At 67.5% G+C, this 25,690-nt stretch carries 21 protein-coding genes; 5 read left to right on the top strand and 16 right to left on the bottom strand.

Annotated elements, in window-relative coordinates:
• Positions 1-89 precede the first annotated feature (89 nt).
• On the bottom strand, positions 90-905 hold the full coding sequence (locus ACFC0O_RS29215; protein ID WP_375963214.1) for an S-methyl-5'-thioadenosine phosphorylase: 816 nt from the start codon (positions 903-905) through the stop codon (positions 90-92).
• Between the two features lie 182 nt (positions 906-1,087).
• On the opposite strand from ACFC0O_RS29215, the gene ACFC0O_RS29210 reads away from it, so the two are divergent.
• Positions 1,088-1,357, top strand: coding sequence for a metal-sensitive transcriptional regulator (locus tag ACFC0O_RS29210; protein WP_051028944.1), 270 nt, complete (start codon positions 1,088-1,090; stop codon positions 1,355-1,357).
• A gap of 1 nt (position 1,358) precedes the next feature.
• Here the strand turns inward: ACFC0O_RS29210 and ACFC0O_RS29205 are convergent, their stop codons facing one another.
• The 14 genes from ACFC0O_RS29205 to infA all read right to left on the bottom strand — a co-directional run bounded on the left by ACFC0O_RS29205 (position 1,359) and on the right by infA (position 13,016).
• Complete coding sequence (locus ACFC0O_RS29205) at positions 1,359-2,333, bottom strand: AraC family transcriptional regulator (RefSeq protein ID WP_375963211.1); 975 nt, start codon at positions 2,331-2,333, stop codon at positions 1,359-1,361.
• A gap of 56 nt (positions 2,334-2,389) precedes the next feature.
• The gene (locus tag ACFC0O_RS29200; RefSeq protein ID WP_375963208.1) at positions 2,390-3,358 is read right to left on the bottom strand and encodes a nitrilase-related carbon-nitrogen hydrolase; all 969 of its coding nucleotides are present in this window, start codon (positions 3,356-3,358) and stop codon (positions 2,390-2,392) included.
• A 113-nt stretch (positions 3,359-3,471) separates the two neighbouring features.
• On the bottom strand, positions 3,472-4,434 hold the full coding sequence (locus tag ACFC0O_RS29195; RefSeq protein ID WP_375963206.1) for a helix-turn-helix domain-containing protein: 963 nt from the start codon (positions 4,432-4,434) through the stop codon (positions 3,472-3,474).
• Positions 4,435-4,596: 162 nt separating this feature from the next.
• Positions 4,597-5,472: a nitrilase-related carbon-nitrogen hydrolase gene (locus ACFC0O_RS29190; RefSeq protein ID WP_364640763.1), complete on the bottom strand. Its 876-nt coding sequence runs from the start codon at positions 5,470-5,472 to the stop codon at positions 4,597-4,599.
• A 68-nt stretch (positions 5,473-5,540) separates the two neighbouring features.
• On the bottom strand, positions 5,541-6,521 hold the full coding sequence (locus ACFC0O_RS29185) for an AraC family transcriptional regulator (RefSeq protein WP_364640766.1): 981 nt from the start codon (positions 6,519-6,521) through the stop codon (positions 5,541-5,543).
• 469 nt (positions 6,522-6,990) lie between these two features.
• The gene (locus ACFC0O_RS29180; protein ID WP_375963203.1) at positions 6,991-7,953 is read right to left on the bottom strand and encodes a helix-turn-helix domain-containing protein; all 963 of its coding nucleotides are present in this window, start codon (positions 7,951-7,953) and stop codon (positions 6,991-6,993) included.
• Between the two features lie 282 nt (positions 7,954-8,235).
• Positions 8,236-9,087: a tRNA pseudouridine(38-40) synthase TruA gene (gene truA, locus ACFC0O_RS29175; RefSeq protein WP_375963201.1), complete on the bottom strand. Its 852-nt coding sequence runs from the start codon at positions 9,085-9,087 to the stop codon at positions 8,236-8,238.
• A gap of 79 nt (positions 9,088-9,166) precedes the next feature.
• The gene (rplQ, locus tag ACFC0O_RS29170; protein WP_364640775.1) at positions 9,167-9,676 is read right to left on the bottom strand and encodes a 50S ribosomal protein L17; all 510 of its coding nucleotides are present in this window, start codon (positions 9,674-9,676) and stop codon (positions 9,167-9,169) included.
• 47 nt (positions 9,677-9,723) lie between these two features.
• Positions 9,724-10,782: a DNA-directed RNA polymerase subunit alpha gene (locus ACFC0O_RS29165; RefSeq protein WP_364640777.1), complete on the bottom strand. Its 1,059-nt coding sequence runs from the start codon at positions 10,780-10,782 to the stop codon at positions 9,724-9,726.
• Between the two features lie 106 nt (positions 10,783-10,888).
• The gene (gene rpsD / locus ACFC0O_RS29160; RefSeq protein ID WP_375963197.1) at positions 10,889-11,494 is read right to left on the bottom strand and encodes a 30S ribosomal protein S4; all 606 of its coding nucleotides are present in this window, start codon (positions 11,492-11,494) and stop codon (positions 10,889-10,891) included.
• 24 nt (positions 11,495-11,518) lie between these two features.
• Positions 11,519-11,932 carry a 30S ribosomal protein S11 gene (gene rpsK / locus ACFC0O_RS29155; protein WP_364640780.1) on the bottom strand — a complete coding sequence of 138 codons (414 nt, stop codon included), beginning with the start codon at positions 11,930-11,932 and terminating at the stop codon, positions 11,519-11,521.
• 9 nt (positions 11,933-11,941) lie between these two features.
• On the bottom strand, positions 11,942-12,313 hold the full coding sequence (gene rpsM / locus ACFC0O_RS29150; RefSeq protein WP_067561705.1) for a 30S ribosomal protein S13: 372 nt from the start codon (positions 12,311-12,313) through the stop codon (positions 11,942-11,944).
• Positions 12,314-12,557: 244 nt separating this feature from the next.
• Positions 12,558-12,671 (bottom strand): 50S ribosomal protein L36, encoded by a 114-nt coding sequence (rpmJ, locus tag ACFC0O_RS29145; protein ID WP_067561702.1) that lies wholly within the window; start codon positions 12,669-12,671, stop codon positions 12,558-12,560.
• A gap of 123 nt (positions 12,672-12,794) precedes the next feature.
• Complete coding sequence (infA, locus tag ACFC0O_RS29140) at positions 12,795-13,016, bottom strand: translation initiation factor IF-1 (protein WP_040804562.1); 222 nt, start codon at positions 13,014-13,016, stop codon at positions 12,795-12,797.
• Between the two features lie 3,324 nt (positions 13,017-16,340).
• Here infA and ACFC0O_RS29135 point away from each other — a divergent pair.
• The gene (locus tag ACFC0O_RS29135) at positions 16,341-17,888 is read left to right on the top strand and encodes an AAA family ATPase (protein WP_375963924.1); all 1,548 of its coding nucleotides are present in this window, start codon (positions 16,341-16,343) and stop codon (positions 17,886-17,888) included.
• A 144-nt stretch (positions 17,889-18,032) separates the two neighbouring features.
• A complete protein-coding gene (locus ACFC0O_RS29130) occupies positions 18,033-21,116 on the top strand; it encodes an NAD-glutamate dehydrogenase domain-containing protein (protein ID WP_375963191.1) in 3,084 nt (1,027 codons plus the stop codon).
• Positions 21,117-21,191: 75 nt separating this feature from the next.
• Here ACFC0O_RS29130 and ACFC0O_RS29125 read toward each other — a convergent pair whose 3' ends face one another.
• Positions 21,192-22,718: a PucR family transcriptional regulator gene (locus ACFC0O_RS29125; RefSeq protein ID WP_375963189.1), complete on the bottom strand. Its 1,527-nt coding sequence runs from the start codon at positions 22,716-22,718 to the stop codon at positions 21,192-21,194.
• Between the two features lie 140 nt (positions 22,719-22,858).
• On the opposite strand from ACFC0O_RS29125, the gene ACFC0O_RS29120 reads away from it, so the two are divergent.
• The gene (locus ACFC0O_RS29120) at positions 22,859-24,286 is read left to right on the top strand and encodes an aminobutyraldehyde dehydrogenase (protein WP_375963187.1); all 1,428 of its coding nucleotides are present in this window, start codon (positions 22,859-22,861) and stop codon (positions 24,284-24,286) included.
• A gap of 48 nt (positions 24,287-24,334) precedes the next feature.
• The gene (gabT, locus tag ACFC0O_RS29115) at positions 24,335-25,675 is read left to right on the top strand and encodes a 4-aminobutyrate--2-oxoglutarate transaminase (protein WP_375963185.1); all 1,341 of its coding nucleotides are present in this window, start codon (positions 24,335-24,337) and stop codon (positions 25,673-25,675) included.
• The last annotated feature ends 15 nt before the right edge of the window (positions 25,676-25,690 follow it).

Below are 25,690 nucleotides of genomic sequence, written 5' to 3'. Positions count from 1 at the left end.
GCCTAGGCGACCGCGGCGCGGGGGTGAGGGGCGGAAAAGCCAAGGCCCGGTCCGACACTGCGAACCGGGCCGATGAGCTGGGGTTCTGCCTACGGCAACTCGAACGGGAGCTGCACGCCCGTGCCAGTGAGCACGCGGCACGCAGCGCAGGTGTCATCGCCCTCGACGGCGGCGATGGCCCGCGCCACCAGTGCCTTGAACGGCACCAGATTGCGCTCGAACTCGGCGAACACGTCGACCGCGCTGACGCCGTGCCCGGATTCCACGCCCGCGTCCAGATCGGTCACGAGAGCGATTGCGGAGTAGCACATTTCGAGTTCCCGGGCGAGTACGGCCTCCGGATGCCCGGTCATATTGACCAGCTCCCAGCCCAGCCCGGCGAACCACTGGCTCTCCGCGCGCGTGGAGAAGCGCGGCCCCTGCACCACGACCATGGTGCCGTGATCCTTCAGCGGCAACTCGGTCCCGGCCGCCGAGATGGCGGCGGTGCGCAGCTCACCGCAGTACGGGTCGGCGAAGGACACGTGCACGCCGCCCGCGTCGTAGAAGGTCTGATCGCGCCCGGAGGTGCGATCGACCAGCTGATCCGGCACCGCCACGGTGCCCGGCCCCCAATCGGCGCGCAGGCTGCCCACCGCACAGGGCCCGAAGATCCGGCGCACGCCGAGGGTGCGCAGCGCCCACATATTGGCGCGGTAGGGCACGGTGTGCGGCGAGTACTCGTGCTTGCGCCCGTGTCGCGGCAGGAAGGCGACCGAACGCCCTTCCACCTGTCCGATGGTGATGGGCGCACTGGGTGCGCCGTAGGGCGTCTCGAGCTCCACCGTGGTCGCATCGTCGCCGAAGAAGTCGTAGAACCCGCTGCCGCCGATAATGGCCAGCGTGGCCCGAGGATCCGAACTCATGCGGGCAATTCTCGCGCATGCGCGCATGAGTGGTGCTACCGGATCGGAGCATGTACCCTAGGGGGGTATTGATGCCGGGAGTGAGGAAATCGTCGGTGACCAGCGAACAGACCGCCACAACCGAATCCGTCGACGCACCCGCAGCCGACGCATCCCACCACGACCACGGCTCGCACGGCTACATCACCGCCAAGGACGACTACCTCAAGCGCCTGCGCCGCATCGAGGGCCAGGCCCGCGGCCTGCAGCGCATGGTGGAAGAGGAAAAGTACTGCATCGACATCCTCACCCAGGTGTCGGCCATGACCAAGGCGCTGCAGGCGGTGGCCATGGGCCTGCTCGAGGATCACATCAGCCACTGCGTGGTGGACGCCGCCGTCGCGGGCGGCCCGGAAGCCGAGGCCAAGATCAAGGAAGCCACCGACGCCATCGCCCGCCTGGTGCGCTCCTGAGCTACGCCGATTGCGCCCGGAATTCGCTCGGGGTCATCCCCATTTCCTGACGGAAGACGCGATAGAAGTTGCGTTCGTCGGCGAATCCGGCCGCACCGGCGATCGTGGCCAGCGAGCGGGAGCCCGGCTCGCGGAGCAGGTTCCGCGCGTGCTCGAGCCGGGTGCGGCGCACCAGCGCGCCGAAGCCGCCGAATTGCTCACAGGCGCGATAGAGCGATCGCCGGGACAGACCGCAGGCGTGCGCCACCTCCTCGACCGTCATGGCCGGATCGGCGTGATGATCCCGGACGTATGCCGCGATCACCTCGTGTATCAGCGCCGGACTGTTCCGCGCGTATCCGGCGTCACCGGCGATGAGCGAGAGCGCCCCGGCGAGTAGTTCGAAGCCGTGCCCGGCCAGCAATTCCGCGGCGGGGTCGGCCTCGGCGCCCAATTCGGCGAGACCGCACAGGAATTCGGCCACCACCGCGAGGGTGCCGCGCACCGCTATGGGCGTGGCCATCGGCAGGTCGGCGGGCGCCAGGCCGGTGCTCGCCAGCAACCGATCCAGCGGGATGCGCAGCATGACCGATTCGGCCTCCGCCGCGTGCGCACCGGCGAAGGGGCGGCTGGTGTCGATCAGCACCAGCGAGCCCGGCCCCCAGTCGGCCCGGCGGCCACCCTGTTCCATCCGCGCTCGACCGGTCCGCTGAATGCTGACCAGCAGGTAGTCCTGATCGGAGCGGGCGATGTGCCGGCGCGTTCGCGCGATGCGCTGCGTAGTCGCGCCGATGACGGCGGCGCCGAACTGTTCGAACTGGGTGTCGGCGATATGGGCGCGAAACTGCCCGGGCGGCAGCCCGTTTGCCCCACCGTCGGCCGGTGTCACCGAGAGTGGTACGAACGCGGCGGTGACCAGTGCTTCCCATTTTTCGAAGGCCAGTTGCGGTGAGGTGTCTGTACCCGAGCGCACGATGGCCGATACCGAGTGACTCACCTTTCCGATCTTCGCATCGAATGACTAGACAGACCATTCGGTTCGCAGATTGCCCGTCAGCAGGCGGCCAAACCGCCCGGCCCCGAACCGAGCATGAGCGGTACCGCCCAGCGATCCGCACCCAGCCGACGCGGCGTCGCCGTGCGCGCGGCCTGCTGCCCCCGCCGCATGCGCGGCCGCGCCGCCAGATCCACCTCGCGCCGATCCGGTGCGGCCGAACCGATCTCCAGATCCGCGTACAGGATCCCCTCCGCGCCCACGGCGAGCGGCGGAACCACCTCGGCCCCACCCGCGGCGTAGATCCGCGCCTGCCCGCTGCTCCGGACGCCCTGCGGCCCTCGACGATCCCAGGCCGCCGCGCCGACCACCGCGCACGGCGCCACCACGTAGGCGTTCGCCTCCAGCGCGTACATGCGGCTCACGGTCGCGGGCGAATCCGGGCCGGGCGCCTCACCTTCCGGATTTCCCGGCCAGGCCGCGATATGAATCTGCTCCTCATCGGCGCGCAGCGCCCGGGTCAGCAGCGGCCGCTGATTCTCCTGTCCGGAGAGCGCGCCCACCTTCCCGATCACACCGTGCCGCACCGCCGGGAGATTCGGTGTGCCGGAAGCGAATACCTTGCGTTCAATCGGATTGAGCCCGGCTTTTCGCCGCACCGAAACGATCTCGCCGTTCTCGTCGATAACAGCCTGTGCCATATAGATTCGACGATCCTGTCGTTCCCCGAATCCGAGTACCACGTGTATGCCGTGATCCCTTGCCGCGCCGGTGATTCGACGCATTTCCGCGCCGTCACGAGTCATCGAATTCTCGCGGCAGCGGGTCGAATATTCGACGTTCCACTGATTGGAATCCACCCAGCGCCACCATGGATAACCGGGTAGGAAGGTCTCCGGGAATGCGACCAGGCGAGCGCCCGACGCGGCAGCGGCGCCGATCAGTTCGACAACCTGCTCCACTCCCTCCGATAACCGCAGCCATTTCGGCTCGGCCTGGATCGCCGCCACTCGCACAGTCTTTCTCATCCCATTTCCCTCATGGAATGGATGCTTGCGGAATGGCGACACAGCACGCCATGGCCGAGTGTGCCGCTTTACCGACTGTTCATGCCACTGCGGTGTTTATAGCAATAAACAGTTCAAGGCAATGTACGGAATGCTCCGGGGGTAGTACCCATTTCGGTGCGGAACGAACGATAGAAGCTGCGCTCGGTCAGGAAACCCGAAGCCTTCGCCACCGCGGACAGCGGCAACTGCGGTGCGGTGCGCAACAACTCACAGGAACGCTCGATGCGCATACGCCGCAACACCGCCCCCGGACCGCCCTCGAACTCACCGAACACGCGATACAGAGTACGCCGCGACATTCGGCAACCTTCCGCGATTCGATCGACTCCGAGATCCGGATCCGCGCAGTTCTCGCGCATGAAACTCAACACCCGCTGCCGATTCAGCGCATCGGCGGACTGATCCCGCGGCGCACCGCCCGAGGCCGCCACCACCGCCGCGGCCAGCAGATCCATTCCGGGCTCGGCCAGCAGCGCCGCACCACCCGGATCATCGCGCCGCAATCGGGCCACACTCCGGAAGAATTGCGCGACCACGCCCGGCGCGCTTTCCCTCGAAAAGTGCTTCGCGGTAGGCACTTCCGCGCCCATCACACCGTAACGCTCGCGCAGCTTGCTCATCGGCACCTGTAGTACGACCTGTTCCCACTCCTGATCGAATTCCCAGTCATAGGGCCGCGAGGTGTTGTAGAACACGATGCCCCCGGGCCCGACTTCCGCGACTCGATCGTCCTGACGTAACCGCGCACTACCGGAAAGCGGAATGCTCGCCAGCAAGAACTCGTCCTCGGTGCGAGCGATCAGCGAACCGGTGCGGTGGATCAACTGCGGCGTCGACCCGACCACGGTCAGCTCCATATCGCCATATCGGGCGTGCTCGATATGCCCGCGAAACAGGCCGGTGGGCATGGGCGAAACCGCAAGTGGCACATAGGCCGCACTCACATGCGCTTCCCAGCGCTCGAACGCCTCCACCGTCGACGCATCCGATCCGGACCGCACCTCGACCCGATTGACTTGCTCAGACCGCTCCACTCCCCATCCCTCGACACATTCGACGGCCGCTGTCCGGCCGAATACCGGGCAGTGTCCCAGATCCACCAATACACGGCCAACAACCGAAAATCACTGCGGCCGTTGATCAGCCGATTTCCCACGGCACTCGGGGAAAACGCCGACGCCCACTCGGAGCGAATGCTAGGCCGCGGACTCGCAACTCAGATCCAACTCCAGGTCCGCGTACAGGATTCCCTGTTCATGTCCACTGAGCGGAGCCGCCAACTCGGTGCCCCCCGGCGCGTAAATTCGCGAATGCCCGCCCGGCCCCCGCACCAGCTGTTTCGCGGGTTCCGTTCCGCCGCGCCGACTTTCGCTGCCCGCCACATCCATCACCGAACAGGCCGCGATCACATTCAGATTGCCGACCACCGCGTACCAGAGCGTGGCGGCATTGTTCACCCGCACACCCCAGTCCACATCCCGCGCGATGATGAAACCGGGCCAGGACACGATATGCAGCTGCGCGCCGGTGCGTTCCAGCTCGCGGCGCGCGGGCAGATGCAACTGCTCGGACCCGCCCTGCACGCCGATCCGCCCGATATCGGTGCGGAACACATACGGGTCGGTGATCTCGCCGCAGCGGAAGATCCGATGCTCCAGCGGCGTCAGCTCCGGCTTGCGCCGCACCCCGGCCAGCACGCCCCGATCATCGATCAGGCACTGCGACATGTACAGCGAGCTTCCGCAGCGTTCACTGAACCCGAGCAGCACGTGGATGCGATGCCGGCGCGCGGCATCGGCGATGCGGCGGAACTCGGTGCGGCCCACGGTCAGCGAATTGGTCCGATAGCGCGCGAAGAAACCCTGCCCCCAACTCACCGAATCGAGCCACAGCCACCACGGATAACCGGGCAGGAAGGTCTCCGGGAAAGCGACCAGCCGTGCACCGCCGGCCGCCGCCGCCTCGATGAGTTCGATGGCCTGCTGGACGCCCGCCCGCAGGTCCAGCCACCGCGGTTCGGCTTGGACGGCTGCAACACGCACCTTCGTCGGCACCTCGGCTCCCTTCGACACGATGGGGATGATCTGTGCCATCACCCTTCGCCGAACGGCTGCCCGGTACAGCGACATCCCGTGCCGAGCTACCGACGTGGTGTGCCTGGGTCCAATTGGGCGCGGAATTGCCCGGGCGTCTGCCCGGTCTCATCGCGGAACGCGCGATAGAAATGCCGATCGGTGGCGAAACCGGACGCCGCCGCGATCGCGGCCAGCGGCCGATTCGGATCGGCGCGCAGCAGACGGCGGGCATGTTCGACCCGCATGCGCCGCACCAGCGCCGCCGGACCGCCGAACCCCTCGCACAGCCGATACAGCGTGCGCCGCGACACCAGGCAGGCGTGCGCCACCTCGTCCACGGTGAGCTCGGGATCGGTATAGCGCTTGCGGAGGTAGGCCAGCACCTGCTGGCGCGTGTACAGCGAATCCGAGGGGGCGGGCGAATTGCGCCCGGTGGCCAGCAGCACCGCGGAGGACAGCATGCCGGCGATCTCCGAATCCAGCACCGTTGCGGCCCTGGAGGTCTCATCGGGCGCGAGTTCGGCCAGCCCGCGGAAGAACCCGGCCACCACGCCGAGCGCACCGGTGGTCGGCAATGGCGTGGCGATCGGCAGTTCGTCACGCACCAGCCCGGCGTGCTCGAGCACCAGATGCATGGGGGCGCGCACGATCGCCGATACCGAATTCTCGGTGGTGCGACTCTCGATCGGGCGGGCGCTGTCGAAGAAGACGATGGACCCGGCGGGCGTATCGGCCACCCGGCCGTTCTGCTCGGTCCAGTTCGAGCCTTCCACAACGATATTCACCAGCAGGAACTCCGCGGTGGCCTGTTCGACCTGACGACGGGTGCGCATAACCCGCTGCGCGCTGGCGGACATGAGGGTGAAACTGGAGCGATCGAACTGGGTCGTACTGACCCTGCCGTGCCAATGTCCGGTGGCCAGCGGCTCGATCGTGGAGGGCAGCACAGCATCGGAGACGAGTGCCTCCCACTGCTCGAATGCCTGGCGAGCCGAGGTTTCCGTACCGGAGCAGACCTCGGCGCTGGCGGTTGCCGCGTTTCCCACCCCAGCATCATCCCATCCCCCGGGCACCAGCAAACATGTATTGAACCTGTTCGAACCCGGCGAAACGGACCAGTTACCGGAGAATTCCAGGCAGTTACCAGAGAATTCCGGGCAGTACGCCGCCCGGTCGTCGGCGGCTCGACAACGACCGGACGGCGTCTCCGCATCGCATGACCCGACCCGTCGGCATCATCGGCGACTGCCAGCGCAAAGAGGTCGAGCGCTACGTGCAGGCAACGCATCGCCTCGGGGCACAATCGTGACGAGGAGACCGCCGGTGCACGGGGTCAGCGATTTGGCTACAGGGCTACCCCCGGCGCGAACCGGGTGCCCCACAAGTATTCACACCGGTAGCCACACTGTGACTGCCCATCGGTGCCAAGTCACTGACCATTGACGTCAGTCCCGTTCGGCACACATCGCGCACAATGCATCGCGCCGGAACGGCATCGGGCTGCGCGCCCGCGAATCACGCGTGCACGGTGCGGAATTCGCCCGGCGTCATTCCGATTTCGCGTTTGAAGGCGCGATAGAACTGCCGCTCGGAGACGAATCCGGCGGCCCGCGCGATGGAGAGCAACGGCCGGGTCGGATCGGTCCGGATCAATGCCAGCGCGCGCTCGATTCGCATGCGGCGCAACATCGCCGCCAGCCCGTCCTCACCATTCTCGAACAGCCGATACAGCGTGCGCCGCGATACCGAACAGGCCGCCGCCACCCGGTCCACCGTGAGCCCCGGATCGGCATAGTGTTGCTGGATATACGCCATCGCCTGCTGTTTGGTGAGCGCCTGCATCGGCTCGTCATGCGGTGCGGCACCGGCCGCCAACTGCACCACCGAGGCCAGCAAACCCGTACCGTGCCGCGCCAGCACCGAGGCCTGTTCGGGCGCGGTGTGCTGCAATTGCGCGAGGCCGCAGAAGAATCGGCCGACGATGCCCGCCGCACCCTCCGGCGGAAAGCGCACCGCCGTCGGCAATCGGTCCGAGGCGACGCCGGACGCGCTCACCACCTGCGATAGCGGCACCTGCACCGCCACCACACCCCAGCTCTGCTCGAAATGCGCGGTGAACGGGCGCGAGCTGACGTATAGCAGCAGTCCGCCGTCGGCCATTTCGCCGACCCGGCCGTCCTGTTCCAGCCAGCCGCGACCGTGCGTGGTCACGCTGGCGAACAGGATGGGTTCGTCCGGTTCGTGGATCAGCCGCGGAATGCGGGTGATGTGCTGACCGCTCGCATCGACCGTCGAGACATCCAGATCATCGAACCGGGACTGCACTATTCGGGCCCGGAAGTCGCCGGATCGCACCGGCGTCACCACCAGGGGCACGTACGCCTGTGCCACCGCTGCCTCCCACTGCTCGAAGGTCTCCTGTTCGGAAACCTCCGGCATGGACCGCACCTCCACCACTGCGGGCTCCGGGCCGCTCATTGGCCGATTGTCGCACCATTGGGCGGGCGGAAAGTCGAAATCCCTTCATAACTTCCAACTTTCGGGCTACGTGCCCGAATTCACCGGTGTGTCCCGACTGCCGAGTGTCGGATGGCGCGTGGAAGAACCCCGCGCTTTGCGAGTTGCACTACGAATCCTCACGGCGGAGTTGAGGATTCGCGGCGACCGCCGGTTTCGACGCCGACGCCCCGCAATCTTCCTCCGAATCCGGGAAAATCACGAATCCCGCTCCGCTATAGGCGAATTCGAGTCCAGTATGACTCAATCACCACAGCATCCGGAAGAATCGGGCACAGTTCGCATTTCGCGGGTCTCCGCATTGCGCGCGGCCAGGTCCGAATCATCCGGATAATCCACCGCGATGAGACTCAAACCGTGCGCGGGCGCGACGGTGACCGCACTGGCGCGCTCGCGCTCGTTCAGCAATCCGCCGACCCATTCCGGGGTGCGCCTGCCCTCGCCGACCGCGAGCACCGCACCGACCAGACTGCGCACCATGGACCAGCAGAAGGCGTCCGCGGAGACATACGCGGTGAGCGATTCACCCTCGCGCTCCCAGTCGAAGCGCTGCAATTCCCGAATGGTGGTCGCGCCCTCCCGGCGCTTGCAGAAGGCCGCGAAATCGTGCAGCCCCAGCAGCTTTCGCGAGGCGGCCGCCATGGCCTCCAGATCGACGCCGGGGCGGCACGGCACGATATGCCTGGCCCGCAATGGATCCGCGCCGTACGGGGCGGTGGTGAGGCGATACGCGTAATGCCGCCGGATGGCGGAGAACCGGGCGTCGAACTCCGGCGGTACCAGCCGAACATCCTTGACCCGCACATCTTTCGGCAGGAATCGCGCCAGCCGGTGCACCAGCCGCGGACCGTCCACCTCACCGTGCGTATCGAAATGCGCGACCTGCCCCTCGGCGTGCACACCGGCGTCGGTGCGTCCGGCCACGGTCAGCTGGATCGGCTCGCGCCGCACCTTGCTCAGCGCCTCCTCCAGGGTGCCCTGCACGGTGCGCAGACCGGGCTGGCGGGCCCAGCCGGTGAAGTCGGTGCCGTCATAGCCGATGTCGAGCCGTACCCGAACCGAAACCGGCTCCGGCGCCTGATCCTCCACGGTCACAGCGATCTCCTGGTTAACATGAAGGAAGCCCGCCGACCCGGAGGGGACGGCGGGCTTCCTCATGGAATGAGACGGAAGACTAGTCTTCCTTCTTCTCCTCGGCAGCGGCCTCGGCCGGAGCGTCGGCGACGACCTCGGCGGCGGTCTCCTCGGCCGGAGCCTCGGCGACCGGGGTCTCGGCCTGCTGCGAAGCCGCGACGCGACGGGCACGATCGGCCTCGTTGGTCACGGTCTTCTCGCGAACCAGCTCGATGATCGCCATCGGAGCGTTGTCACCCTTGCGCGGGATGGTCTTGATGATGCGGGTGTAGCCACCCTCGCGACCCTCGAACGACGGGCCGATGTCCGCGAACAGCGAGTGCACGACGTCCTTGTTGCGGATCACCTTCATCACCTCGCGACGGTCGGCAAGGGAGCCGGCCTTCGCCTTGGTGACAAGCTTCTCGGCATAGGGGCGCAGCGCCTTGGCCTTGGACTCGGTGGTCTTGATGCGACCGTGCTCGAAGAGCGCCGTGGCCAGGTTGGCGAAGATCGCCTTCTGGTGCGACGCCGACCCGCCGAAGCGGGCACCCTTCTTGGGCTTGGGCATTGGAATCTCCTGTGTCTAAGACCGCCGGGGCGCCCGCCCCATACGGCCTAAAGCTGTTCGGTCTCGGCGTAGTCCTGCTCGCCGCTGTCGGTGTCGCTGAACGAACCGCTGTCGCTCCAGGTGCCGCTCGCCGCGTCGTAACCGACGACGGAGGACGGATCGAAGGAGGCCGGGGAGTCCTTGAGGGACAGACCAAGCGAATGCAGCTTGACCTTGACCTCGTCGATGGACTTCTGGCCGAAGTTGCGGATATCCAGCAGATCGGACTCGGTGCGGGCAACCAGCTCGCCGACGGTGTGCACACCCTCGCGCTTGAGGCAGTTGTAGGACCGCACGGTCAGGTCCAGGTCCTCGATCGGCAGACCGAACGAAGCGATGTGATCCGCTTCGGCCGGGCTCGGGCCGATCTCGATGCCCTCGGCCTCGACGTTCAGCTCGCGAGCGAGACCGAACAGTTCGACCAGAGTCTTACCCGCCGACGCCAGCGCATCCCGAGCGGAAATCGAGTTCTTGGTCTCGACATCCAGGATGAGCCGGTCGAAGTCGGTGCGCTGCTCGACACGAGTCGCCTCGACCTTGTAGGTCACCTTGAGAACCGGCGAGTAGATCGAATCCACCGGAATCCGGCCGATTTCCGCACCCGACGCCTTGTTCTGCACGGCAGGAACGTAGCCGCGACCGCGCTCGACAACGAGCTCGATCTCCAGCTTGCCCTTGTCGTTCAGGGTCGCGATGTGCATGTCCGGGTTGTGCACGGTCACGCCGGCCGGGGGAACGATGTCCCCACCGGTGACCGAGCCCGGGCCCTGCTTGCGGACGTACATGGTGACCGGCTCGTCCTCTTCGGACGAGACAACCAGGCCCTTGAGGTTCAGGATGATGTCGGTGACATCTTCCTTCACGCCCGGAACCGTGGTGAACTCGTGCAGCACGCCGTCGATACGAATGCTCGTAACGGCAGCCCCCGGGATCGAGGACAGCAGCGTGCGGCGCAGCGAGTTACCGAGGGTGTAACCGAAACCCGGCTCCAGCGGTTCGATGGTGAACCGCGACCGGTTCTCGGACACAACCTCTTCGGTCAGTGTCGGTCGCTGTGAAATCAGCATGGATTTCTCCTCCTTCGAGCGTCCGCTATTTGACGCTCACGACTGGAAAATGTTGCTGCCCTGAACAATTCAGGGCACCAACCAGCGATGCGCTGAGCGCACCTCATTACTTCGAGTAGAACTCGACGATCAGCTGTTCCTGCAGCGGAACATCGATCTGCGCACGCTCGGGGAGCTGGTGCACCAGAATGCGAAGACGGCCGGGAACGACCTGGAGCCAACCCGGAACCGGGCGGTCACCAACGGTTTCGCGCGCAACCTGGAAAGGCAGCGTGCCCAGCGACTTCTCCTTGACATCGATGATGTCGTACTGGGAAACCTGGAAGCTGGGGACGTCGACCTTCACGCCGTTGACCACGAGGTGGCCGTGGCTGACGAGCTGACGAGCCTGACGACGGGTACGGGCCAGACCGGCGCGGTACACGACGTTGTCCAGACGGGTCTCGAGCAGACGCAGCAGGTTGTCGCCGGTCTTACCCTTCTGGCGGTTCGCCTCTTCGTAGTAGCGGCGGAACTGCTTCTCCATGACGCCGTACGAGAAGCGAGCCTTCTGCTTCTCCTGCAGCTGCATGAGGTACTCGGATTCCTTGATCCGCGCGCGGCCGTGCTGGCCGGGCGGGTAAGGACGACGCTCGAACGCCTGGTCGCCTCCAACGAGGTCAACACGAAGGCGACGCGACTTGCGGGTGATGGGGCCTGTATAACGAGCCATGATTCTCTACCTTTTCCTTCCCGCTTAGACGCGACGCCGCTTGGGCGGACGGCAGCCGTTGTGCGGCTGCGGGGTGACATCGGAGATCGTGCCGACCTCGAGGCCGGCGGCCTGGAGGGAACGGATCGCGGTCTCGCGGCCCGAGCCCGGGCCCTTCACGAACACGTCGACCTTCTTGACGCCGTGCTCCTGCGCCTTGCGGGCAGCGTTCTCGGCGGCGAGCTGCGCGGCGAACGGGGTCGACTTACGCGAGCCCTTGAAGCCGACGTGGCCCGAGGACGCCCAAGAGATGACGTTGCCGGACGGGTCGGTGATCGACACGATGGTGTTGTTGAACGTGCTCTTGATGTGCGCGTGGCCGTGCGGGACGTTCTTCTTATCCCGGCGACGCGACTTCTGAGTCTTCTTCGGACCCGAGGTCCTGCTCTTCGGAGGCATGCGCTATCCCTACTTCTTCTTGCCGGCGACGGTCTTCTTCGGACCCTTGCGCGTGCGGGCATTGGTCTTGGTCCGCTGGCCGCGCACAGGCAGGCCACGACGGTGACGCAGGCCCTGGTAGCAGCCGATCTCGATCTTGCGACGGATGTCGGCCTGAACCTCGCGGCGCAGGTCGCCTTCCACCTTCAGAGCGGAGCTTTCGATGTAGTCACGCAGAACCGTGACCTGCTCATCGGTGAGGTCCTTGGAACGGATGTCACCGGAGACACCGGTGGCTTCCAGGATCTCCTTGGCGCGGGTGCGACCAATGCCGAAGATGTAAGTCAGCGCGATCTCCATGCGCTTTTCGCGCGGAAGATCGACGCCCATCAGACGTGCCATGTGGCATTTCCTTAATGGTTGCGGAGGTCTGCTCCCTGGCCGTCCCCTCGTAATGGGGCCCCGGCCTCCGTACCGGGGGAAGGCCGCCATCCGCCCTCTACAGGGCTCGACAACGGCGACTGGCGTTGGGAGTTACTTCTGTGTTGCTGCCAATCCGAATCGCGTTCGGTGCTTGGCTGGTGAGCGACCGGGGTTGCCCCCGGCGATCACGGCGCTGAGCGTCTTACGACGATCAGCGGCGAGATCAGCCCTGACGCTGCTTGTGGCGCAGGTTCTCGCAGATCACCATGACCCGACCGTGACGGCGGATCACCTTGCACTTCTCGCAGATCGGCTTGACGCTGGGGTTGACCTTCACGTCAGATCCAATCTGGTTCCGTGTGCTCACTGGCCGTGAACACAGTTTTTCCCCGGCCTAATGGCCGGGGAAGACCCGGAGCGGAAAAGCTCCGGAAGCCTCTTATGCCCGGTTAGGGGCAAATCACTTGTAGCGGTAGACGATCCGACCGCGGGTCAAGTCGTAGGGCGACAGCTCCACGACGACGCGATCCTCGGGCAGAATGCGGATGTAGTGCTGCCGCATCTTGCCGCTGATGTGCGCGAGAACCTTGTGACCGTTCTCCAGCTCAATCCGGAACATCGCGTTGGGCAATGGTTCGATAACCCGGCCCTCGACCTCGATGGCCCCTTCCTTCTTCGCCATATCCTCCGCGATCCCGTTTCAGGCTGAACCTGGTTGGTTCAACTCATCACGTCTTTCAGCCTCTGTAGTTAGTCGTGCACTACATGCGACCGGGTGCGATACTCGCTGAGCGTCGCTCATCCGCACGGAATGTGGACATGCCACAACCAGCAGGTAGGTGCACCGCCGACCAATGCTACCCGCTGCGTCAGATGCGGCCAAATACGCCCTGCTCGGGGTGGGCTGGAACACGCTCGGCCCAGGGTTGGGAAGCACAGGACGGGGCAGTCTGTATCGGTTACCGCCAAGCTGGGTGGGTGCGAGCTCGCGCAGGCCCGAGCACGGCACGGCGAGAGATCGCTAAACTACGGCCTGTCCTGCCAGACCGCGCAACACACGGGGGTTGATGTGAGCCGCAATAACGACGGGCTCCCCATGCTTCCGCCATGGCTGTCCGAGAGCGATGTCTCCCAATCCGGCTACGAAGCCCCCGTGGAGAACCTCCCGCACGACGACCTCATCCCCGAGGAGAAGTCGCCCCGCCGCCTCTTCGGCCGTCGCAAATCCCGCAAGGACAGCACCCCGGAAACCGACCCGGCTCCCACCCGCCAGCCCTGGTCCACCTCCGACCCGCACCTCCCCGCACCCCCCATCACCCCCGAACTCGACTCCCCGGGCAACGGCAACGGCCGCTTCACCACCCCGCCGAACCCTCAGCGCGACAACCACTCCCCGGCCCCGGACGCCCAGCACCGCACCCCCGCCGAACAGCGTGGACCGTCGCCCCAGTCGGCGCGCGAGTCGAACCCCACCACCCCCGGCACCGATCTGCCCGCCCGCCCGAACAACGGCGCGGCCCCGGATCAACAGCCCCCGGGCGCACGCTTCTCCGCCCCACCCGCCCCCGACTCCCATCGCGGCGCACCCCAGCCGTCTTTCGGACGACCCCGCCAGTCGACCCCGCTCCCCCCACCCCCGCACAGCGCACCCCCCATCCCCGATGCGCCCCACCAGCATTCGCCCGCCCCGGCGCAGCCGACCTCACCCGCCGCCAACGCCGTACCGGCGCGGCCCGGTCTCCCGGATTCGCCGCCGCAGAGCGCCCAGCCCGGCACCCAGGTACCCACGCAGCAGTCCGATTCGCCCGCACCGCAAGAGCCGAGCGCGGCGGCCAGCTCGCGCGCCCCGCTGCCGCCTTCCCCGAGCGAGATCGCCAGGCAGCGACCGGCGCTTCCCGATCCCCCTCCGCATCAGCCGGAGGCAGCGGCCCCCGTCGCCCCGCCGCGGCTGCCCCCGCTCGAGGGGCCCGGCGCGCAGCCCGATCCCCGCACCCCCGCGCCGGACACCCGGCAACGCCTGCCGCTGCCCGAGTCACCCACGCACGCCGAACAATCCGATCCGCCCGGCGAACCGCTCGATCGGCAGGCCTCGGATACCGCTGTGCCACCGGCATTCCCGGTCCCGGGTACACCGGTGGACGACATCCTCGCTCCGCCGCGCACCTCGGCCCCGGCGGCCGAGTCGCCGCTACTGCCACCGCCGCCGCACGGTGGCGGAAGCCCGCTCCCGCAGGGACCGGCCGTCACCGGCCCGCTGGCTTTCCCGGTCCCCGGCACTCCCTTGGACGACATCCTCGCGCCGCCCCGGCCGACCACGCCCGCGAATCCGCCGACTGAACAAGGCAATTCAGGCGGAGGACCGGCACGGCCCGCCTTCGCGTCGGATATGACTGTCCGAGTACCGGTTTCACCCGCATCGCCGCGCCCGGACCAAGCCACTCCGGAAGCCCCGCGTGAATCCACGCCCGGGACGGCGCAGGGTCCGACCGGCCCGGACCACGGCACTCCTCGAAACCCGGCGGCGCACAATGCCGCACCGAACGGCTTGCCCGATCCCAGCCTCGGGTCCGTGCACGACACCCCGCTCGCCCCGGGAACCACCTCGCGGCCCAACCCGGCCACACCCCAGAGCGCAGCGCCGACTTCACCGCAGGGCGCAGCACCGACTTCCGCAGAACCCAGTACCGGCCTGCCCGTAGACAGCGAAGAGGATACGAACACCGGCCGACATCGAGCGATCGACGCGGCACTGCCGGGAACCCCGGAATCCATTCCAGGACAACCGACTTCACCTGCCGATTCCCAAGCCAGCCGACACCCGGGCCCCGCCCCCGTCACCCCACCGGACCACGCATCGCAGTCGGCGACACCGCCCTGGCGTCCCCCCACCGCTCCCCCACCCGGACCACAGGCTCCCGCAACGGATCCGCAGCACGGATCCACTCCCGGACCGCAGCAACCCTCCCGCCCGGGACACGGACCCCACCAACCCGACGTCCAGCAGGGACACGCACCCGAGCGGCTTGATCAGACACCGCCGCCGCAGGGCCCCTCCACAACACCCGGAGGACCCGCAACCGGAGGCCAGTGGCCCCCGGCAGGACCCACGACGGGCCCGCACGGATCCCCTGCACCGCAGTACGGCCCGGCTGCGCAGCACGCCCCCGCGACCGGCCCGCACGGCCCGGGCCCGCACGGCCCAGCCCACCAGGGCGCACACACCGGCGGCCTGCCGGTCCTGACACCCCCGGACGCACCGGGAATGGCCGCCTGGCATCGCGGACCCCAGTCACCGCAGCAGGGCACCCACGTTGCGCCGCAGCACAACCCGCTCCACCACACTCCCGAACAGAACCTGTCGGGTCAAACACCCCAGCACGCCCCCGAACAGGGTCTGCCAGGCCAAGCCCCGCAACCTGTCGGACAGGGCCTGCCGGACCAACCCCCGCAGCCCATCGGGCAAGGTCTGCCGGGCCCACTCCCGCAGCCCGTCGAACAGGGTCTGCCAGGCCAACCCCCGCAACCTGTCGGGCAGAGTCTGCCGGGTCAACGCCCGCAGCCCGTCGGACAGAGTCTGCCGGGTCAGGCGGCGCAGAGCGGTTCGCAGGGACCCGCGACGCACCAGCCCACCGCACCTGCCGCGGCATCGGATCGTTCACCGCTCGGCTCGGCTCGGGTACCGGGGGCCAACTGGGCTCCGAACCCCTTGCTGTCGGGTCCGAACACCTGGCAACAGAACCCCGCCCTCGCCGAAAACAACCCCGCCGCACCGAATTCCGGCGCATCCGCTGCGAACGGCGGCCCTTCGACGGTCCCCCCGACCGCCCCAACATCACCCGCTGGCACTCCCACTCCGGCTCGCCCGGATGGAGCGACCCAGCCCGATCAGGCCGCGCCGAACGCGCCCGCCCATCAGTTCCCGCCCGCCAACCAGCTTCCGGGCGTCAACCACGTCCAACCGGCGAATCAAGCACCGGCGCAACCCTATTGGGGCCCGGACGGTCCGATGGGCGTCAATCCCCAGACGGGCCAGGAGCATTCCGATCCCGCCGCAGCGCAGGCGAGCTGGGGTGTACCGCAGGGACCCGCCCATGGCGCCGCGAGCAACGGCGGACAGTCGCAGCCGACCCCAGCCGCACCGAACTGGGGTACGCCTCAGCAGCCCGGCACAGTTCCGGGCGAGTCAGCCGATCGCAGTGGAGGACCGCGAACCGGGGCCCAGGGGCAGGCGACTCCGAATGGACAGCGGACCGGAGCCGACGTGTCGAGCGCAGTCGGCCGGGAAGCCACCGGTGAGCCTGCCGGACAGGCGAACTGGGGAGTTGCGCAGCCGGGAGTCGCGGACAATGGCGCAGGTAGCGGACAGTCAGGTGCGCCGGGGTATGCCCAGCAGGGTCCGGTGACGCCGGGGCAGCAGGCTGGGCCGCAAGCGTACGGGCAGCAGGCTGGAGCCGAGGCGTATGGGCAGCAGCCCGGGACTGAAGCGTATGGACAGCAGCCCGGGGCTGAGGTGTATGGACAACAGCCTGGCTCGGCGGGGTATGGCCAGCCGGGGTATGGGCAGCAGCCGGGTGGGTATGTGCCGCCTGCTGCGCCTTTGCAGTTCGGGGTGGGGCGGCAGCAAGGGGTGCCTTCGCTGGATGATGTGCCGTTGCGGCGGGTGAAGAAGGCCGCCGGGTCGGGGTGGCGGCGGGCCGTGCACCATGCGACCGGTGGGGCCATCAATCCGGGGATGTCCGCGGAGGAGCGGCGGCTGCAGGAGTTGGTGGCTCGGATTCGGCAGCCTGTGCGCGGCGATTACCGAATTGCCGTGCTGTCCTTGAAGGGTGGCGTGGGTAAGACGACCACGACCATGGGGTTGGGGTCGATCTTCTCGTCCATTCGTGGGGACCGGGTTATCGCGGTGGACGCGAATCCGGACTTCGGCACGCTGTCGCAGCGAGTGCCGTTGCAGACGCGCTCGACCGTGCGGGATCTGCTGCTGGATCCGACGATCGCGCGGTATTCGGATGTGCGGCGGCATACCTCGCAGGCCGGTAGCCGGTTGGAAGTGCTTGCGAGCGAACGTGATCCGGCAGCCTCGGAGGCGTTCAGCGAGGACGAGTACCGCAATGTGGCACGCATTCTGCAGCGCTTCTACAACATCATCCTGACCGATTGCGGTACGGGACTTATGCATTCGGCCATGGCCGGTGTACTGGATCTGGCGCATTCGCTGGTGCTGATCTCGTCGTCGGCGATCGACGGCGCGCGCAGTGCCGCGGCCACGCTGGATTGGCTGTCCCTGCACGGGCACGACCATCTGGTGCGCAATGCGGTCGTGGTGATCAACCTGCCGCGCCCGGGCGCCCCGAATGTCGGGATCAATCAGCTGCGGGATTACTTCCTGTCGCGCTGCCGCGCGGTGCACATCATTCCGTACGACGGTCATCTGGGTGAGGGCGCGGAGATCGATCTGACCCGCCTGTCGAAGGACACCAAGCGCGCCTACGTGGAGCTCGCCGCCACCGTGGCCGATGATTTCGCCACCGATCACCGCCGCTACGGCGGCTGATAAGAACGCGGCTGACTCAACCCTGCTGGACGAAACGGAGCGGCGCACGAACCGCACCGCTCCTTTTCGTCCACTGTGTCCTGCGTCTCTTTGCGGCAGATTAACTGCCACAACCGTAGGGTCACGCGCAGGGAGTTGAGGCAGATGCATCTCGGAGCAGCCGTCGGCGTTCTGGACGAGGATCGGATGGCCGCCGCGCCGCGGCTGGAATTCGATCCTGGTTCGCAGCCGCCGGGCGCCAGGCTGGTCTGGCCGGGCGCTCCGGCCTCACTCACCGAGCTGATCGAGATCTTCTCCGCCCTGGGCCTGCACGTCACCACCCACGAGGTGAGCGCCGATGCGGCCGAGCATCGATTCACCTTCCGCCCCACCGCTTTCGAGCTCACCGAGCCGATGGCGGAACTGCTGGCCGCGGCCTTCCTGGCTGCTGCCGAGGGCGAGTTCGAGATCGACGGCTTCACCAGTTTGACCGCGACGGCCGGTCTGGCCTGGCGCGATGTGGTGCTGGTGCGCGCGGCCTGCCGCTACCTGCGGCAGGCGGGCCTGCGCCTGGGCGGCCCGCGCATCGCCGAAATCCTCACCGCGCATTCGGATTTCGTGCGCGCGTTCGTCACGCTGTGGCATGCCCGCTTCGATCCCGCGCTGCCGGATCGCACCGATCGGGTGGAAGCGGCCGAAGCCGAAGTCCGCCACCGCATGGAAGCCGCGACCACACTCCCCGAGGATCAACTGCTGCGCGGCCTGTCCACATTTTGCACAGCGGTATTGCGTACCAACTGGTTCCAGCCCGATCGCGCGGTCGCCGCGTTCAAAATCGATCCGTCACGCCTGTCGCTGACCGGTCCGATCACCCCGTACCGCGAGATCTTCGTGCATTCCACCCGCGTGGAGGGCAGTCATGTGCGCAGCGGCGTCATCGCGCGCGGCGGCCTGCGCTGGTCCGATCGCGTCGACGATTTCCGCACGGAGGTACTGGGTTTGATGAAAACCCAGACGGTGAAGAATTCGGTAATCGTCCCCATGGGCGCGAAGGGCGCGTTCGTGGTGCGCGGCGGTGTCACCGATCCGGCGTCGGTGGAGCGCGCGTACGCGGCGTTCATCGGCGGCCTGCTCGATGTCACCGACAATATCGTCGAGGGCGTGAGCACCCCGCCCGCGCACACGGTGGTCTACGACGATCCCGATTCGTATCTGGTGGTGGCCGCGGACAAGGGCACCGCGCGCTTCTCCGATCTCGCGAATTCCATTGCGGTGGACCGTGGTTTCTGGCTGGGCGACGCTTTCGCCTCGGGCGGTTCGACGGGCTATGACCACAAGGCGCTCGGCATCACCGCGCGCGGCGCGTGGCGTTCGATCCGCCAGCATTTCGCCGAACTCGGCATCGATCCCGAGGTGCAGCCGTTCACGGTGACCGGCATCGGCGATATGTCGGGTGATGTCTTCGGCAACGGCATGCTGGAAACCGAATGCATCCGCCTGGTCGCCGCTTTCGACCACCGGCACATCTTCCTCGATCCGGATCCGGACCCGGTGCTGTCGTTCAAGGAGCGCACCCGCCTGGCGGCCCTGGAGCGCAGCAGCTGGGCGGATTACGATCCGACGCTGATCTCCGAGGGCGGCGGCGTCTGGCCGCGCACCGCGAAATCGGTTCCGCTCTCCCCGCAGGTGCGTCGCCGATTGGGTGTCACCGCAACGGAATTGCCCGCGCCGGAACTGATTCGGGCAATGCTGTGCGCGGAGGTCGATCTGCTGTTCAACGGCGGTATCGGCACCTACGTGCGGGCCGGCGGCGAGCTCGACGCCGAGGTCGCCGACCCGTCCAATGACGAGGTGCGGGTGAGCGCCGAACGCCTGCGCTGCCGAGTCATCGGTGAGGGCGGCAATCTGGGGCTGACCCAGCAGGCCCGCATCGAATTCGCCGTCGCGGGCGGCAAGGTGAACGCCGATTTCATCGATAACGCGGCGGGCGTCGCCACCTCCGACCGCGAGGTGAATCTCAAGATCGCCCTGGATTCCGCGGTGGCGGAGGGTCTTTCGACGGTCGCCGAGCGCAATAAGCTGCTCGCTGCCAATGCCGACGCCGTGGCCCGCGCGGTGCTCGCCGATTGCGATCGCCAGGCCCTTGCCATCAGCCTGGCCGAGGCGCACGCGCCCTTCCTCATCGACCGGCACGGCCGCCTGATCGAAAACCTGGAGCAGGCAACCGATCTCGATCGCGCCGCCGAATTCCTGCCCACCCGGGCCGAACTCGCCGCCCGTCGCCGCGCGGGCAAGGGTCTGGTGCGCCCGGAGATCGCGGTCCTGCTGGCCACGGCCAAGAACCTGGTCCGCGATGAACTGCTGGCCTCGGACGCCCTCGACGATGCGGTCGTATCCGGGACCCTGGCGGGCTATTTCCCGGAGCGCATTCGCACGCTGCTGGGCGAACGGCTGCTCAACGAGCATCCGGTGGCGCGCGAGATCGTCGCGGTGGCAGCGGCCAATCAGGTGATCAATCGGGTCGGCCCCGGCCTGATCCATCGCCTGGAGGAGCGCATCGGCGCGGGCACCCCGCAGATCGTGCTGGCCTGCACCGTAATCGACACGGTGCTGGATGTGGACCGCTGGTGGCGCGACGCCCTGGCGCTGCCCGGCGTCTCCCCCCAGGTCCGCATGGGCGTGCTCAAGGGCATCCAGGACGCGGTGGAACAGTCCACCGCCTGGCTGCTCACCCACCGCTCCGACGATTCCTGGTCCACCGAAATCGATCGCCACGCACCGCTTGTGGCGGAACTGATCGCGGTACTCCCCCGCCCGGGCGGCCATTCCGGCCGAGACCTGGCCAACCTGCGCCTACTCGCCCAGGCCCTCCCCCTGAGCGATACGGCCCGCCGCACCCGCCTGCCGGTCGCCCTGGTCGCCCAGACCTACCGCGAACTGGGCGAACTGATCGGCCTGGACTGGCTGGCAACGACTTTCGCCACCGTCCGCACCTCCGATCATTGGGAAACCCTCGCCGCCGCCGTCCTGGCCGACGAACTCCAATCCCGCTGGCACGCTTTGGTGGCGGCCGTCCTATCCGAAGCCACCCCCGGCGATTCGGCCCGCGACCACGTCACCGCATGGAAGGACACCCAGGCCGCGACCCGCCTGATCGAACTCGTCGGCCAACTACAACGTTCCGACACAGTCGATATCGCCCGCCTGTGCGTGGTCAATGCCGAATTGGCCACGGCCGCAACACACTAATCTCCGAGAGCTGTCCAACGCCGCGAAAGTGTTCAAGCGGCTGACCCACACCCGGATGGCACGAGCTCAAGTGGATCAACGGCGGGCGATGACCGCCAGGAGCAATTCGGCGCGGACCAGAGCTTGATCCAGCTGGCAGCCGAGGACGGATTCGATCTTCGCTACTCGGCTGCGCAGCGTATGGCGATGTACGCCAAGGGCGTTGGCGGCGGTTTCCCATTGGCCGTGTGCTTCGAGGTACGCGCGCAGTGAGGTGATGAGGTCGGTGCCGTGCCGTTCGTCGTAGTCGACGAGGGGTTGCAGCATGGCTTCGGAGACCGCGCTCAGGACGCGTTGCGCCTCCGGGAAGGCAAGAAGCGCATGGCCCGCCAGCGCCGCGAGTTCGAGCGGGCGCGCACCGGGCAGCGCTGCGGAGGCGGCGAGTTCGGCGTGTTCGATGGCGACGTTGAAGCGGCGCAATGGATGTGGGGCGCTGAGCCCGGCGCGCAAGGTGGCCCGGACTTCAGCGGGAATTCCGGTGAGCAGTTGTTCGGCGGTGGCGTCGGTGTCGGAGCCCGGGAGCAGCACCGCGACCCGATCCCCGGTCAGATGCGCGAAGAGCTGCCGATTCTGCGGATGCAACTGCGCGTCAACGGTTTCCAGCGCCTGCCTGGCCACCGGCGCGGAGGCGCACCGCAGGACCAGCGCGCGCACGCGTCCGGTGCGGTCGGCGGCGGCCGCCAGATGCTGCCACATGATGTCCGGATCTCCGGGCTCGTCCAGCAGCATCGCCATGGCCTGGGAGTTCAAGCGGTTCTGCGCGATGCGCAGTCGTGCGGGCTTCTCGAAGTCGAGGGCGAGCAGTGAGCTGGCATGGCCGAGCAGCACCTGATCCACCGAGCCGATCGCACCGGCGGTCACCACCGCGAGGTATCCGTGCACCGTATGTCCGGCCGTAATGGCTTGCAGCACAATGTATTGCCCGGTCGGCAGCTGTATCGCCCCACTGCCGACCACATCGCTGCGGGTGGCCAGAAACTCCCGGATGCGGTCGAGTATCTCGACGGCAGGCTGTCGCGGATGCGCCTCGGCGATCACACCGTCTGCCCCGACCACCAGCACCGTGGCCGACAAAGCCGCCGACAACTCCCGGATCACCGCCCGCACTCCCTGAATGGCAGCCCGGGTCATGCGCGGCTGCGCACGGGAGGCGCGCAGCACCTTCTCGTATTCCTGTTCGGCGAGCCGCTGCATCACCTTTTTGGTGATCGCGCCGAACGGCGTCGGCAGCGGCACCTCGAACAGCGGCAGCCCGCACTGATCCGCGGCCTCGACCAGATCCTCGGGCACGGTCTCGTGCGAGAGCCCGACGCCGAAGCCGAGTCCCGCGATTCCGGCCCGATACAGATCCTGGAGATAACGCAGCCGATCGGGACGGCTGAGCGGCAACCCCATTCCGGTGGTGAGCACGAGTTCCCCGCCGGACATCCACTGCTGCGGTTCGGTGAGCTCGGAGGTGAGCACCAGGGTGACGGCGCGCCCGAGTCCGTCTCCGCCGCCTTTGAGGACCAGTCCCAGCTCGGGTTGGGACAGTATCCATCGGACCGGAATTCCCGCGTTCACAGCTCTCCCGTAGCAAACTGGACAAGTTGTCGAAACCTGATTCTGCCTCCACGCCGATCCGGCAGGTGACGCGGGGGTGTGTCGCACAGCACACTGACTGGCAACCGCACAGCACTTCCTTCGAACGAGATCGGGCACACATGACTGAGATGCTTCGGAACTACATCGACGGCCGGTTCGTACCCGCGACCGCATCGGAGTCGTTCGAACTGATCAGCCCGGTGGACGAATCGGTGACCGGTATCAGCCCGATTTCCGGGCAGGCCGATATCGATGCCGCAGTCGCCGCCGCCTCCGCCGCCTTCCCAGCGTGGAAGGCCACCACCCCCAGTCAGCGTCAGGCCGCCCTGCTCAAACTGGCCGACGCCATCGAAGCCAATTCCGACCGCCTGGTCGAGGCGCAGTGCCGCGACACCGGGCAGCCCAAGCATCTGGTGGCCTCCGAGGAGGTCGCCGTCGGAGCCGATCACCTCCGCTTCTTCGCCGGCGCCGCACGCGGGCTGGAAGGCAAGTCCGCGGGCGAGTACATGCCCGGTTTCACCTCATACGTGCGCCGCGAACCGGTCGGTGTGATCGGCCAGGTGACCCCGTGGAACTACCCGCTGATGATGGCCATCTGGAAGATCGGCCCCGCGCTGGCGACCGGAAACACGGTGGTGCTCAAGCCGAGTGACACCACCCCCGGCAGCACCCTGGTGCTGGCCGAACTGACCAAGGGCATCCTCCCGGACGGCGTCCTCAATGTGGTGCTCGGCACCGCCGTCAGCGGCGCGGCACTGGTGAGCCATCCGCGCCTGGACATGGTGGCCATCACCGGTTCGGTGCGCGCGGGCATCGCGGTGGCCACGGCCGCCGCCGAACAGGTCAAGCGGGCGCATCTGGAACTGGGCGGCAATGCCCCGGTGGTCGTCTTCGGTGACGCCGATCCGGCCCTGGCCGCCGATCGCATCGGCGATGCCGCGTTCTTCAACGCCGGGCAGGACTGCACCGCCGCCACCCGCGTCCTGGTGCACGAATCGCTGCATGACGATCTGGTCGCCGCGCTGGTGAAGAAGGCCGAGTCCGTGAAGCCCGGCCTGCCCGATGATCCGGATGCCGCGTACGGCCCGCTGAACAACATTCGACACTTCGAATCCGTCACCGGCAAACTCGCGGCGCTGCCCGCGCACGCCACCATCGCGACCGGTGGCACCCGGGTCGGCGATACCGGCTTCTACCTCGCGCCGACCATCATCACCGGTGTGCGCCAGGACGATCCGATCGTGCAGGAGGAGACCTTCGGCCCGGTCCTGACCGTGCAGTCCTTCGCCGATGAGGCCGAGGCGATCCAGCTCGCCAACGATGTGGACTACGGCCTGGCCTCGAGTGTGTGGACTCGGGATCACGGTGTGGTGCAGCGTGTTTCGGCCGCGCTGGACTTCGGCGCGGTCTGGGTGAACTGCCATATCCCGCTGGTGGCGGAGATGCCGCACGGCGGTTTCAAGCGGTCGGGCTACGGCAAGGATCTGTCCGCGTACGGCGTGGAGGACTACACCCGCATCAAGCATGTGATGAGCGCGCACGACTGACCGCGCGCCTCGCAAACCCTCGAACCTCTTTCCGCAGAAGGATTTTCAATGACCGAGATCAGCTACCGGCTCCCGCAGCAGCGGGTGCTGAACACCGCCCTGCCGGGCCCGCGCTCGCAGGAGCTGGCCGCGCGCCGCAAGGCCGCCGTCGCGGCCGGTGTGGGTTCCACCGCGCCGGTGTACGCCGCGGATGCCGACGGCGGCGTCATCGTGGACGTTGACGGTAATTCGCTCATCGATCTGGCGGCCGGTATCGCGGTCACCAACGTCGGCGCCTCGCATCCGAAAGTTGTTGCGGCGGTGCAGGAGCAGATCGAGCGGTTCGCGCACACCTGCTTCATGGTGACCCCGTACGAGGCGTACATCCGGGTCTGCGAGGAGTTGGCCGCACTCACCCCGGGCGATTACGAGAAGCGCAGCGTGCTCTTCAACTCCGGTGCGGAAGCGGTGGAGAACGCCATCAAGGTGGCGCGCCTGGCCACCGGCCGCACCGCGGTGGTGGCCTTCGATCACGCGTACCACGGCCGCACCAATCTCACGATGGCCCTGACCGCCAAGAACATGCCGTACAAGGCGCATTTCGGCCCGTTCGCGCCCGAGGTGTACCGCATGCCGATGTCGTACCCGTTCCGCGATGGCGGGCTGGACGGCGTAACGGCGGCCCGCGAGGCGATCTCGCGCATCGAGAAGCAGATCGGCGCGGATCAGCTCGCGGCCATCATCATCGAGCCGATTCAGGGCGAGGGCGGATTCATCGTTCCCGCAGCGGGTTTCCTGCCGACCCTGGTCGAATGGGCGCGCGCGAACGGCGTGGTCTTCATCGCCGATGAGGTGCAGACCGGTTTCGCCCGCACCGGCGACTGGTTCGCCTGTGAGGCGGAAGGCGTTGTGCCGGACATCATCACGATGGCCAAGGGCATCGCGGGCGGTATGCCGCTCTCGGCCATCACCGGCCGCGCGGATCTGCTGGACGCCGTGCACGCGGGCGGCCTGGGCGGCACCTACGGCGGCAATCCGGTGGCGTGTGCCGCCGCGCTGGCCGCCATCGACGCCATTCGCGAACATGATCTGCCCGCTCGCGCCCGGCATATCGGCGAGGTCGCCACCGCCCGGTTCACCGAACTCGCGCAACAGGTTCCGGCCATCGGCGAGGTGCGCGGCCGCGGCGCCATGCTGGCGCTCGAGTTCGTCCGCCCCGGCACCACCGAGCCCGATGCCGCGCTCACCGCCGCCATCGCCAAGCGCTGCCTGGAGCAGGGTGTCATCACCCTGACCTGCGGCACCTACGGCAATGTCATCCGCCTGCTGCCCCCGCTGGTGATCGGCGACGACCTACTCGACGAGGCGCTGACGGTGCTGTGCACCGCGATCAGCGACCTCGCGGGCTGAACACCTTCAGGGAGA

It is taken from the genome of Nocardia sp. NPDC056100 (assembly GCF_042266325.1).
Lineage (GTDB): Bacteria > Actinomycetota > Actinomycetes > Mycobacteriales > Mycobacteriaceae > Nocardia.
Note: the sequence above shows the minus strand (reverse complement) of the source record. Positions and strands in the feature narration are given on the sequence as shown.